14 protein-coding genes are annotated in these 12,448 nt (G+C 28.5%); all 14 read left to right on the top strand.

Annotated elements, in window-relative coordinates; all coding sequences use genetic code 11:
• Positions 1-1,461, top strand: coding sequence for a flagellar hook-basal body complex protein (locus tag ACH5BF_RS07435; RefSeq protein ID WP_423273582.1), 1,461 nt, complete (start codon positions 1-3; stop codon positions 1,459-1,461).
• Positions 1,462-1,546: 85 nt separating this feature from the next.
• Positions 1,547-3,778, top strand: a complete 2,232-nt coding sequence (locus tag ACH5BF_RS07430) for a flagellar hook-basal body complex protein (RefSeq protein WP_423273581.1) — start codon at positions 1,547-1,549, stop codon at positions 3,776-3,778.
• A gap of 48 nt (positions 3,779-3,826) precedes the next feature.
• Positions 3,827-4,156, top strand: a complete 330-nt coding sequence (locus ACH5BF_RS07425) for a PIN domain-containing protein (protein ID WP_423273580.1) — start codon at positions 3,827-3,829, stop codon at positions 4,154-4,156.
• A complete protein-coding gene (locus tag ACH5BF_RS07420) occupies positions 4,131-6,167 on the top strand; it encodes a tetratricopeptide repeat protein (RefSeq protein WP_423273579.1) in 2,037 nt (678 codons plus the stop codon). Before ACH5BF_RS07425 ends, ACH5BF_RS07420 begins: the two co-directional genes overlap by 26 nt.
• An 87-nt stretch (positions 6,168-6,254) precedes the next feature.
• On the top strand, positions 6,255-6,572 hold the full coding sequence (locus tag ACH5BF_RS07415; protein WP_423273578.1) for a flagellin: 318 nt from the start codon (positions 6,255-6,257) through the stop codon (positions 6,570-6,572).
• A gap of 11 nt (positions 6,573-6,583) precedes the next feature.
• Positions 6,584-7,453 carry a FliM/FliN family flagellar motor switch protein gene (locus ACH5BF_RS07410; RefSeq protein ID WP_423273577.1) on the top strand — a complete coding sequence of 290 codons (870 nt, stop codon included), beginning with the start codon at positions 6,584-6,586 and terminating at the stop codon, positions 7,451-7,453.
• A gap of 3 nt (positions 7,454-7,456) precedes the next feature.
• Complete coding sequence (locus tag ACH5BF_RS07405; RefSeq protein WP_423273576.1) at positions 7,457-8,212, top strand: motility protein A; 756 nt, start codon at positions 7,457-7,459, stop codon at positions 8,210-8,212.
• 8 nt (positions 8,213-8,220) lie between these two features.
• Positions 8,221-8,997: an OmpA/MotB family protein gene (locus ACH5BF_RS07400; protein ID WP_423273575.1), complete on the top strand. Its 777-nt coding sequence runs from the start codon at positions 8,221-8,223 to the stop codon at positions 8,995-8,997.
• A complete protein-coding gene (locus tag ACH5BF_RS07395; RefSeq protein ID WP_423273574.1) occupies positions 8,997-9,296 on the top strand; it encodes a hypothetical protein in 300 nt (99 codons plus the stop codon). Before ACH5BF_RS07400 ends, ACH5BF_RS07395 begins: the two co-directional genes overlap by 1 nt.
• 9 nt (positions 9,297-9,305) lie before the next feature.
• Positions 9,306-9,683 (top strand): hypothetical protein, encoded by a 378-nt coding sequence (locus ACH5BF_RS07390; protein WP_423273573.1) that lies wholly within the window; start codon positions 9,306-9,308, stop codon positions 9,681-9,683.
• The gene (locus ACH5BF_RS07385) at positions 9,670-10,062 is read left to right on the top strand and encodes a hypothetical protein (protein ID WP_423273572.1); all 393 of its coding nucleotides are present in this window, start codon (positions 9,670-9,672) and stop codon (positions 10,060-10,062) included. The genes ACH5BF_RS07390 and ACH5BF_RS07385 overlap by 14 nt, the downstream gene beginning before the upstream one ends.
• Positions 10,059-11,213 (top strand): flagellar biosynthesis GTPase FlhF, encoded by a 1,155-nt coding sequence (gene flhF / locus ACH5BF_RS07380; protein ID WP_423273571.1) that lies wholly within the window; start codon positions 10,059-10,061, stop codon positions 11,211-11,213. Before ACH5BF_RS07385 ends, flhF begins: the two co-directional genes overlap by 4 nt.
• An 11-nt stretch (positions 11,214-11,224) precedes the next feature.
• Positions 11,225-12,037, top strand: a complete 813-nt coding sequence (locus ACH5BF_RS07375) for a P-loop NTPase (protein WP_423273701.1) — start codon at positions 11,225-11,227, stop codon at positions 12,035-12,037.
• Positions 12,038-12,105: 68 nt separating this feature from the next.
• The gene (locus tag ACH5BF_RS07370) at positions 12,106-12,447 is read left to right on the top strand and encodes a hypothetical protein (protein ID WP_423273570.1); all 342 of its coding nucleotides are present in this window, start codon (positions 12,106-12,108) and stop codon (positions 12,445-12,447) included.
• The last annotated feature ends 1 nt before the right edge of the window (position 12,448 follow it).

Below are 12,448 nucleotides of genomic sequence, written 5' to 3'. Positions count from 1 at the left end.
ATGATTGGTGGACTTTGGACTGGATTTTCTGGATTAAGTACTTATGAAAGAGCACTAAGTGCTGAATCAAATAACTCTTCAAATACTAATACTGTTGGTTATAAAGCTAATGATGTAAGATTTGAAGATTTGATGTATAAGAATGGAACAGGAAAAGGTTCTCAAATTGAACAAGTTTTTAAAAGATTTCAACAAGGTGATATTAAACCAACTGGACATAGTTTAGATATAGGTATTGAAGGGAAGGGTTATTTTATGGTAAATGACCCTGAAGATAATGAACTTTACTATACAAGAGCAGGAAACTTTCAATTAGGTGCAGATGGGCTTTTACAAACTCCTGATGGCTTAAAAGTTCAAGGACTTGTTCCTCAAGAGCCTCAAGTTATTTCAACTAATCCTAATTATACTCAATTAAGTAAAGTACATTCAGGTTTTGTTGCAAGTGAAACTATTGGTAATGAAAACTTTATTCAAACAGTAAATGCAAGAATTGGAGATTATTCAAAAACCGCACAAGCAAGTGGAATAAATGGAGAAGGTTTTAAAAGTGCTAGTTCAAAAATAGTAGATATAGAAGCTTTAATTACAGACTACAAAGATAAACTTGACCTTTATAGATCCGTATCTACTCAAGAAGCAACTCCTTCTACAAATCAAATAACAAGTTTAGATTTTACAAGTTATTTATCTGAGTTAAAAGACGAGAATGATTTTATAAAAGTTAATATTAATAATGAAGAAGTAATACAATATTTTGATACAGATGTAGATACTACTATGAGATTGTTCGCTGATAAAATTTCTGATATTCAAGCAATGAGAGGAGTTGTTGATACAACAACAGGAAAAGTTACTGTTGAATCAATGGTTCCTGCAAAAGAGATTGCTATTTATGATGTTGCTGTAAATAATAAAGCTGCATCAATTTATCAACTACAAAATCAAAGTTTAGGTACTGGTTATGGTATTGTAACAAGTGCTAGAGATGCACTACAAGCAGCAGTTGAAGCAGCGGGAAGTGAATTTATTGAGATTACTAGTACAATTGATTTGCAAAATCAGGAAGCATTAGAAGTAAGTGATATTCAAATGAAGTTAGCAAATTTAAATCTTTCAGAATATACTTTTGGAAAAATAAGTGTTGATGAAGGAATAGTTTATTTAGCTGATGGAGATAACAAGTTTGTTGTTGGAAAAGTACAAACAGCATTTTTTAGAAATGATCAGGGGCTAGAACCTCAAGGAAATAACTTATATAAAGATGGTTTAGATGCTGGAGAAGCACAATATGCTGGAAAAGTAAATGTATTACATAGTAATTCTTTAGAAGTAAGTAATACTGATAATGCTGATACTATGACAAATTTGTTAACATATCAAAAGGCATTCGAAGCAAACTCGAAGTCAATTACAACTTCTGATGAACTATTAAAAATAGCTATTAATCTTAGAAAATAATAGCTATTTGTGTTTTCATATTAGTACTTATTTAAGTATTAATATGTGAACATTTTGTTCACCATTTTTACAAAAAGGATAAATCATGATTGGGGCACTATGGACGGGGATATCTGGACTATCTTCACAACAACAAGCATTAGACAATGAATCAAATAACATTGCCAATGTAAATACAATCGGATTTAAGTCATCAAGAATATCATTTGCAGACCAAATGTACCAAGATAGAATTGGTAAAGGTTCTAAAATATTAGATGCAGAAAAGTTATACACTCAAGGTAACTTAAAATTAACAGGTGTTGATTATGATATGGCCTTAAGTGGAGAAGGGTTCTTTACAGTAGCAAATACAAGAGCGACAGGAACAACAGAAAACTTCTACACAAGAGCTGGTAACTTTAGAATGGGAGATAATGGTACATTACAAGACTCAGCAGGGAATGAAGTTCAAGGTTGGATGATGACAGCTATTGATACTGCAAAAGATGTAACAAGTACAAACCCAAATGTAAATGTATTTACAAATGATTATACAAAATTATTATCATCAAAGATAATAAAACATAGTACATATGTAGAAACTATTACAGCAAAAGCTACAGATTATACACAAACTGCAAAAGGTGATTCAGAATCAGTATTTAATGGTGCAGGATACAAGAGTAAATCATCAAAGATATCAGATATAGAAGAAGCGATTAAAGATTATGCTACATGGTTACAAAGATTATCAGAAGAGCCAGATGGAGCATCAGCAACATCAACAGCACAAGTATCTCATATAAACTTCAAAACATCAGACTCAGATGCCTTAGTAAGTAAAGAGGGTGAAGAGATATATGTGTTTATAGATGGAGTGAAGAAATCACAAACATTTATATCAACAACAGCAACAGATCAATGGATAAAAGATTTCTATGTAGATGCAGCAGCAAATGCACCATTTGGTGATGCATACTTAGCAGATTATAGTTTACCAGCAACAGGGACATTTTCAACTCCGCCAACAGATGCCGAAATAGCTACATTAACAAGTGATCAAAGAGATACATTTAATATGATAGCAAGTAGAATAGAGACATATAAAGGACTAGCAAATAAGATTTCAGATGAAGTACCAGGATTAGTAGCACATATGTCAGATGAGGGAGGAGGAACAAATAATGATGTATTAGAATTAGATGATACATTAAGTCCAAACTCACATGATTTATACCAAATGTCAAAAGGTATAATCCAGATCAAATCATTAATTCCAGGACAAGAGTTTACAATATCAGAGGTAGGTGAGAGTTCAGGGAATACAACAGTACAAGGTAACTATTTAACAACAATAGAAGCTAAGAAAGGTGAGGGGATAGGAGCATTAGAGTCATCAAAAGATGCCTTATCTAAACTTATTACTGGTAAGCAAAGAGATGTTTATACTACTACGGATTTATCTTTAGCAAAAGATGGAAGTGTAACTAAAGACTTTACTTATGGAATTACTATTTATGATAAAGAGTTAAAACAAAGTGTTCCAATTCCAAATGATGGTGCAACACCACCAAATGCATTAAATATTCACTTAGATGGTGTAACTTCTATTGATGATATTGTAGCAGCTATTAATGATTCTTCAAGAATTACTTATTCAGCTGAAGATGGTACAACATCAACAATAACAAATAATTTACCAGACCATATTGTTGCAAAGAACATCAATGGAAACTTAGTAATTGAAACATTAGATGAAAACTATGATGTTGAATTTACAGGATCAATGAAAATTGCAGATGACCATACAACAGATACGGCTGGTGCAAACTTAACAGCTGTTTATACACCACTTGACAAAAACAGTGATTATAGTGGTAGACAAGGTGCAGGTGCTGAGTTTATTGAACTTATCAATAAAGTTGACCAAACTGCTACAAAAGGGTCATTGCAATTAAGACTTGATACTTTAGGTATTTCTGATTCTGCTTTTGGTGAGTTCTCAGTTGATAGTACTGGTCTTATTATGATGAAACAAGATGGAGCTGATTTTGCAATTGGACAAGTTGCTATTGCACTATTTAATAATAATAGAGGTTTAAATCCATCTGGAGATAACTTACTTGCTAAAACTAATGAGTCTGGTGAGCCTATTTATAACTTAAATAATGACAAAACTGCAAAAGTTGAAGGTAAAACTTTAGAGTTAAGTACAGCTGATTTAAGTGAAAGTTTAGTAAATTTAATGGTATTCCAAAGAGCCTTTGAAGCAAATGCTAAATCTATTACAACATCAGACCAATTATTAAATACTTTAATTAACTTAAAAAGATAATAAGTAAAGTAGTTTTATACTACTTTACTTAATTTATGTAGGATTGTTTTGGAAAATTTTTTATTAATCACTATTATTGGAATTTTATTATTATACTTTTTTTCTAGTGCTAATGTATATAAATCTTTATATAGAAAAGTAAATGAGGAAAAGAATTTATTAGAAGATGAAATAACTAAATTGCAAAAAATTGTTGATAGATATGAAAAACAAGCAAAAATTAGTTCAAATACACTAGTAAAAAGTCATGATACTTTACAAGTAGCAAGAGATGACTTACAAGAAGCTAGACTAGAAAATATGAACTTAAGACATAGAGTTGATGAACTTGAAAAAAGAAATGAAGAGTTATATGCACAAGTTAATACAATGGTTTAAAATAAGAGAATTAAATAGTTTAGTATATAAAATATTATTAGTATCATTTTTTTTAAATAATACTTTATATGCTAAAAATGAATTAATAGAATCTCAACCAGAAATACTTTTTCAATATGATAAACTAAAAAAATCGCAAGAAAATTTAGCTTTACAAGTAGAGTTTAATAAAGCAGTTTTATTTTTAGGTAAAGGGGAATATGAAAAAGCGATTAAAATACTTGAAAAAACTTCAAATGTTATAGAAATCCCATCAAAATTAAATATAGGAATTGCATATTATAAATTAGGTGCAATTGATAAAGCAATAGTTTATTTAAATACTATTTATGAAAATAAAGCTAGTGCAAATACAAATACTTACTCTTATATGTCAGCATGTTATTATTTATATCAGATATCAAAAGATAACAAATATTTAGATACTATTGTTAAAATTGCGAGAAAATACAAAAACTTAACTGAACACTCAAAAAGAATGTTAGCCGATACTTATATTATTTTAAAAGAGTATAGTAGTGCTTTAAAAGTTTTAAATTCAATGGACTATGCAATGGATTTAAAAAAAGCTTTATTGCATATAAAATTAAAAGATTATGAAAAAGCAAATATATTACTTGAAAAAGCACAAAATAATACTCTTAATCAAAATAGATTAAATCATATTTTATGGTTTAGAGTTTTTATTGATTTAAAAGCTAACAATATCGAGAGACTTAGAGAGAATCTTGATTTAATTCAAGAAAGAAGATCGATTTTTAAAGCTAATCAAGATTTACCATTGGAAATATTTTTCAATGAAAACAAGTATACTGCTAAAGATTATTTAGATTTCGTTTTAAAGTTTGATAGTGATAGAAAATATAACTTCTTATTCTATTTTGCTCCATTTATATTCTCTGATTCTGAAGAAATAATTTATGATAGTTCTAAAGGTTTTATTTTTAACTCAGCAGGAAATTTAGATAGTTTAGAAGAAATGGTTGAGTATAATACTAAATTTTTAGATGTAATCAAAGAAGATCCAATTATTAGAGTTACTAAATTAAAAAAGCTTTTAACTACAGATACAAAATCTTATATTTACTATAATTTAGGTTTATCTTATGCTCATATTCAAGATTATTTTAATGCTCATAAACAGTTTGTAAAAGCTTTTAAACTTAATCCTGGAAATAAACTATATGCTGTTATGACTTTAATTACTGCAGATAAATTAGGTAAAAAACTAAAAGATAGAGATTATATAGACGCGATTATAAGAACTAAAGATGGTACATATAATTATTTTGCAAAAAAAGTTTATAAACTTTTTATCAATGAAGAATATAAGTTTGAAAAAGAGGCTTTATCTTATAAAAATACAATTTTCTTCAAAGCTTTAGACTATTTAGAAAAACTTAATAATAATGAACATACTTTAGACCATCCATTATTATCAAAGCACTTTAAGGATCCTTTGACTTATTTAATGAGATTGGTTTATAGAGATAAAAATGAGTCAAATTATGGTTATTATTCAAGACTTCAAGATAGTGTACCTTTAACTCTTAATAATAATTTTTTAGAAGGTCCTCTAATTATTACAAAATATTATATAGATGTGTTAAAAGCTATTGGATTAATGAAAAAAGCTGATTTAAATATTGCAGGTAAGAAGTCACCATCATATTTAAGAACAAAAGCTTTAAGTGATTTACATTCAGGTAAGCCAGATGAAACAATAAAAACAATTGAATATTTACAAAAAGAGTTTAAACTTGAAGATAAATATACTATGTATTTGCTAGTAGCTGCACTATTAGAAGCTGGAAGATATAATGATGCTTCCATTCAAATTTCATTAATTAAAGCTATTCTAAATGATAAAGATGCTGATTTCTTAACAGCAGTACAACTTATCCAAGAGTTAAAAATTTCAAGTGCTAAACAATATATTACTCAAGCTTATAAAGATGCATTAATTGACTTTAAACTTGTTGGCTTTGATGAATATTTAGAATCTTTATAATTTCTACACAAAACTTTTTATACAACTAATTATTTAAATTTTTTTCTGCTATAATATCTAAAAATAGTATCTTTCAAGGAGTCTAGTATGGAACTTGGTAGAGTAGCTGAAATAGATAATGCAAAATTAAATAACATAGAAAAAGTTGAAAAAATAAACGAAACAAGTGAAAAAAGTAAACTTATTCAAGATGAAGAGTATAAAAAAGCACTTGGAAGTAAGCAAGAAGTTCAAACAAACGAAGTAATTTTAGACAATGTAAAATTTGGTTATAACAAAAATTCAAAAGACTTCTTTGTTAAAATCACTAAAGGTGAAGCTGAATATAAATATCCAACTGAGGATATGATGAAAGTAAAAGCATACATCTTACAACAATTAGAAGAAACACAAAATAAAAAATAAGGGTAGTTTAATTGGCATCAGATTTATCAAATATATTCAAAGATGAACTAGCAAATACATTAGAACAATTATTATCTAATAGTTCACAAGTTGAAACAGTAAACCCCTTAGCAATTGAGAATTATGAATCATCTCAATTTATAGAAGCTCAAGTTAAATTTGAGTTTAAAGCTATATCATCAACATGTTATTTTTATATTCCAACTGTAAGTGCAACAAAATTTGAGTACTTAATGCTTGGTGGAATGGGTGATTTAAAAGAGCATATTGATGATGAAATTACTGATGCTGTAAATGAAATCATTTCAAATATATGTGGAAGCTTTTGTACTGCTGTAAATGCTCAAGGTTTCGGTGATGTTGAATCAATAAAAGCAGAAGTAGTTGGTTCTAAAATTGTTGAATTAGATAGTTTAGAAGCACAAAACAATAATTATGAATTTTTAGTATCTTTAGGTGATGAAAAACTACCAATTATTGTTAGTTTTGATGAAATAATATTACCTTTCTTTTCTACAATTGTAGGTGATACAGCAACACCAGAAGAAGCACCACAAGCTGCTGTTTCTGCTCCTTCTCATACACCAAGTGCACCAATTGAAAATTCATACAAACCTCCAAAAAACTTAGAATTACTTTATGATGTAAAACTAAAATTAAGTGTTAGACTTGGTACAAAAATTGTTTTATTAAAAGATATTTTAAAATGGGATGTTGGAGAGATAATTGAACTTGAACAAATGGTAAACGAGCCTTTAGAAGTTTTAGTTAATGGTGTAAAAATAGGAGAAGGTGAAGCTGTTATTGTTGAAGGGAAATTTGGTTTAAAGATTAAAAAAATTGGAAATGAAGACTTAAGATTAAGTCAGATAGGGATGTAAGTTATGGATAAAAGTACCTTAGCTGGATTTGGTGGTGGATGGGGTTTAGTTGCCCTAGCTATTATTTTAGGTGGAGTTGGTTTTGGACCTTATATTGATATACCTTCTGTTGTTATCGTATTTGGTGGAACAATTGCTGTAACAGCAGGACAATTTGAAGCAAGTGATTTAAAAAGAGTTGGTGCTTCAATGAAAATTGCATTAAATGAAGTTCCTGTTGAACCTTTACCTGAATTAGTAGAGAAAATCATTTTTTATGCTACTGAAATTAAAAAACATGGTGTAATGCAGATTGAGCAAAAAGTTATGGAAGAAACAAATCCTTTTTTTAAAGAAGGATTCCAACTTTTAGTTGATGGTACTAAAGCAGAAGTTTTACAGCCTTTACTTGAGTATAAATTAGAACATATGGAAAAAAGACACAAAACAATGATTGGTCTTTTTGGTAATGTAGGTGGAACAGCTGGTGCCATGGGTATGATTGGTACTCTAGTAGGACTTGTTGCAATGCTTGCAAACTTATCTGACCCTGCTGCTGTTGGTCCAGCAATGGCCGTTGCCTTACTTACAACAATGTATGGTGCTTTAGTTGGTACTCTTTTAGCTGGTATTTTTGAAAATAAATTAAGTCAAAAACATGAAAAAGAAATGGTTGCTTGTGAAGTAATAATTAAAGGTACTACTATGATTGCTGCAGAAGAGTCTATTGGTAATATCAAAATGCAATTAAATGCAATTTTAACTGAAGTAGAAGAGTAGAAAATAAAATGGGAAAAGATAAATGTCCAGAGTGTCCTAAATGTTTACCAGGTTGGCTAGTACAATTTGGTGACCTAATGTCATTACTATTAACTTTCTTTATTCTTCTTTTATCTATGGCTGTAATGGATAAGAAGAAAGTAGAAGAATACTTTGAAGTAATGAAAAAGGCAATGGGATTTATTGATACAACAACATCAGTTGAAACTCAAACAGAAAAACATGATAACGCTCAAAGTACTTCTGAAGATGACAATAGCGAAGGCTCTAGTGAAAATGCAGCAGAGAATGCAGCAGAAGAAATGGCTCAAATTGTACAAGAAATAAATGCAAACTCTACAAGTGAACTTCAAGAAGTGAATATTGAAAAAGGGAAAAATGAGTTTACATTAGATATACCTTCAACTATTATGTTTAAAGAGGGTGAATATGACTTAACAAACCCAGCGGCTAAAAACTTTGTTTCTAAAATTGCAAGAGTTATTAGAACGATGCCTCAAACATTTAATATTGAAATTATAGGTCATACAGATAGAAATAATTTAAACAATAGTCAAATTCCAAGAGATGGTTGGGATATATCAGCTTTAAGATCAATTTCTGTTGTAAAAGAGCTAATTAAAAATAGAATTGATCCTGCAATTTTAAAAGTTTCTGCTTACTCATCTTTTCATCCTAAAAGTGAGCTTTCAGCAGATAACAGAAGAGTTGAAATGAGATTCTTTGCACAAGAAGCACAAGATGATATTTTAAGTGAAGAAAATTTCTTTGATAGGTTGGAATAATGGATATAAATACTAATAATCTTGTTAACATGTCTGTAATAAACAATGCAAAAAAGTTTGACAATATAAAAACAGATAACTTAGAAGAACAACAATTAAAAAAAGTAAGTGATGAATTTGAAGCATTTTTTTTAAAACAAATCATGGATATATCTTTGAAATCAACAAAAGTTGCAGGTGATGCAGCTGGTTCTGATATCATAAAAGGTATGTATACACAAGCAATTTCTAATAGTTCTACAGGAAGTTTGGGAATCAGTAATATGCTTTATGAATTTTTATCAAGAAATAATAAGTAAGGAACTCTTATGGTTGAAGAAGTAGTACAAAAAATGACTCAATTAGTAAATGAATTAAAAGAGTCGATTAATCAAGATATTGTTGATATAAAAGAGGGTAAAAATGAAGGTTTACTTGAAAGAAATGAACAAAAACATAATCTAATAAATGAAATTGCTTCTTTGAAATCTGAATTAAATAAAGAACTTATCTCTGAAATGAAAACAGGAGTAGATGTTAATATTTATAGAGAACAAGTAGATGGTTTAGAAGATAATTTAAGAGAATTATATCAATTAAATAAAAAACTAGCTTCTATAGTTTTACCTGTTAAACAAATGTATAGTGATTTAGTAGATGAAATTTCTGCTGTGAATGGAGGACAAATCTTCGATGTTAAAGCATAGTTTATTGATTATATTTTTGTCAATTCAATCTTATGCTATTACTGTTTTAATTGCAAAAGAGTCTTTTGCATATGAAGAGAAGCTTTCAAAAGCAAAATTAAGACTTGTAAATGTAAATAAAATTAGAAAGTCTTGTATCCCTTTAACATTAAAAGATATTGATGAAAATGAGTATGTTACAAGACACTATATAAATGACGGTTCTATCCTTTGCCAAAAAAATGTAAAGGTGTATAAAAAAGAGAGTGTTACGTTTAAATTTGGTGCTTTAGAAATTGAAAAAAGAGGTAAAATTATTTACGAAAATGATGATTTTATTAGAATTAAAAAGGCAGACGGTACAATTGAAAAAATCTATAAAGATGGAAGATTAAAATGAATATGCTCTCTTTCTTAGGAGAAACCCCTACTGCTGCTTTAAGAGCTGCACAAGAAGAGTGCGGTGAAGAAGCTATTGTAATTTCTACAAAAAAAATTGCTAATGCACATGAATCTGGTAAAGATATGTATGAAGTAGTAGTTGCATTAGAAGATGAAGACAATAAAAACAACTTCTCTTATAAAAAGCCAGCAATAACTAAAAAATATAGTCAAGATACAAAGCCAATTCAAACGCATGTTTATGATTTCAAAGAAGAAATAACTAAAATGCAAGAGAAATTAGAGCTTGTTCAAAAGTCTTTATGGAATCCTAAAAGTCAATTATATGATTTAACAATTCCCCATGAGTTTGTAGATATATATAATCTTTTTGAGCAAAATGAATTTGATCAAGAAATGACATATACAATAATGAAAAAGACAATAAAACAATTGCCAATTTCTTTAAAATCAAACCCTAAAAAAGTTAATGATTTTTTTAAATTGATTCTAAGAAGAATTATACCTATTAAATATGAAATGCCTTTAAGAAAGCATCAAAGAAAAATTATTATGATGGTAGGACCAACAGGTGTTGGTAAAACAACTACTATTTCAAAATTAGCAGCAAGATATGCTTATAAATTAGGTCAAAGTTATAAAGTAGGTATTGTTACTTTAGACTCATTTAGAGTTGGTGCTATTGAACAACTTCAAGCATATACTAATATTATGAGATTACCTTTAGAAATAGTAAAAAAACCTGAAGATTTAGCAGAAGCTCTACTTAGATTAAAAGATTGTAATTACATATTTATTGACACAGCAGGTTCTAGTCAATATGATGTGGATAAGATTGAGATGATAAATGATTATCAGAAAAAAGTAGAAGAACTTCCAATTGAAAAAATATTAGTTATGCCAGCAAATGTTAAACAAAGTGATTTACTTGAAATATATGCTAATTACTCAAGATTAAATATCGATTATTTAACATTTACAAAACTTGATGAAACAAAAAGTTTTGGAAACTTAATCTCTTTTGCTCATAAAACAAAAAAATCTATTACTTATTTTTCAGTAGGTCAAAATGTACCTGATGATTTAGTAGTATCAGATAGTTCTTTTTTAATTGATTGTTTCATGAATAATGAATGTGTTAGGAGATAAGATTGTTTGATGTGATTTCTTCACAAGCTAGTAAGCTTGTAAATCTAACTAATAGGGTTAGATCAAACTATCAATCAAAAACTAAACTTGTTACGATTACTTCAGGTAAAGGTGGTGTTGGAAAATCAACTTTTACTGCAAATATTGCTTTTTTATTGTCAAGAAGAGGTTTTAAAGTTGCTGTAATTGATGCAGATATTGGTTTAGCAAATATGCAAGTTCTATTAAATATGAAGCCAAAGGTGACACTTTTTGATTATATTGATGGAATGAAAAGTTTAGATGAAGTGATTTTAAAAACGGAATATGAAGATTTATATTTAATAGCAGGTAAAAGTGGTTATCAATATTCTAATCACTCAAACTCTTTTGTTTTTTCACGAATAGTTCAAGATGTAATTGCTTTAAATAAATTCGATATTGTTCTTGTTGATACAGGAGCAGGATTAAATGATTATGTAAAAGAGTTTTTATCAATTTCTGACAATATTTTGGCAATAACAACAACTGATCCAAGTGCCCTTACAGATGTGTATTCACTAATAAAAATGCTATCCAATGATAAAAGTAAGCTTATGTTGTGTTTTAACCACACTAAGAGTTACCAGATAGGAAAAACTATTGTAAATTCTCTAGTTAATTTAGCAAAAAAAAATAGACTAAGTAAAGATTTTATGGTAGAATATATAGGAAACGTTTCAACATCTGCTAATATCTCAACAACTGGAAGACTAAGAAAACTCTTTACAAAAGAGTTTATTCAAGATGATTCTACAAGACAACTGCAGGTGATAATTGATTATTTATTAAAAAATATTCACTAAAGGTTAGTTGAAGTGCAAGAGCATAAAAAAAATTGTACTTTTTTAATTGTTAAAGAAAAAAGAGTAACATGGTAGTAGAAAGATTCTCTCAAAATGTTATAAACAGTGGTATATTTAGATTATATATAGCTACTGGATTCTTTGCAACAGTAATATTTTTTGTAGTAAATGCAGAACTATTTACGCCTTATGAAATGATTTTAGGTATAATAGGAATAACAGTAATTTTAAAAGGCATCAGTAATATGATGCTATCACTAATAATCTCTTTATTTAGTTTAGATGATAGAAAAGCAGAACTAGATTTTAACTACAATGAAGAAAAAATTGATGCTATGTTAAATGAACTAAATGTTCAAGAAATAGTAAATGCTGAAGAAAAAGCTCAGCAAAAACAAAATGCAAGCTAAA

The sequence above is a fragment of the Arcobacter pernae genome, assembly GCF_049472135.1.
Taxonomy (GTDB): Bacteria; Campylobacterota; Campylobacteria; order Campylobacterales; family Arcobacteraceae; genus Arcobacter_B.
The sequence above is the reverse complement of the archived record's forward strand: the minus strand, read 5'-3'. Positions and strand labels throughout refer to the sequence as shown.

Coding starts and splice junctions, on each gene's coding strand:
- ACH5BF_RS07435 (WP_423273582.1), top strand. CDS start 1: ATGATTGGTGGACTTTGGACTGGATTTTCTGGATTAAGTACTTATGAA.
- ACH5BF_RS07430 (WP_423273581.1), top strand. CDS start 1,547: ATGATTGGGGCACTATGGACGGGGATATCTGGACTATCTTCACAACAA.
- ACH5BF_RS07420 (WP_423273579.1), top strand. CDS start 4,131: ATGCACAAGTTAATACAATGGTTTAAAATAAGAGAATTAAATAGTTTA.
- ACH5BF_RS07415 (WP_423273578.1), top strand. CDS start 6,255: ATGGAACTTGGTAGAGTAGCTGAAATAGATAATGCAAAATTAAATAAC.
- ACH5BF_RS07405 (WP_423273576.1), top strand. CDS start 7,457: ATGGATAAAAGTACCTTAGCTGGATTTGGTGGTGGATGGGGTTTAGTT.
- ACH5BF_RS07400 (WP_423273575.1), top strand. CDS start 8,221: ATGGGAAAAGATAAATGTCCAGAGTGTCCTAAATGTTTACCAGGTTGG.
- ACH5BF_RS07395 (WP_423273574.1), top strand. CDS start 8,997: ATGGATATAAATACTAATAATCTTGTTAACATGTCTGTAATAAACAAT.
- ACH5BF_RS07390 (WP_423273573.1), top strand. CDS start 9,306: ATGGTTGAAGAAGTAGTACAAAAAATGACTCAATTAGTAAATGAATTA.
- ACH5BF_RS07385 (WP_423273572.1), top strand. CDS start 9,670: ATGTTAAAGCATAGTTTATTGATTATATTTTTGTCAATTCAATCTTAT.
- flhF (WP_423273571.1), top strand. CDS start 10,059: ATGAATATGCTCTCTTTCTTAGGAGAAACCCCTACTGCTGCTTTAAGA.
- ACH5BF_RS07370 (WP_423273570.1), top strand. CDS start 12,106: ATGGTAGTAGAAAGATTCTCTCAAAATGTTATAAACAGTGGTATATTT.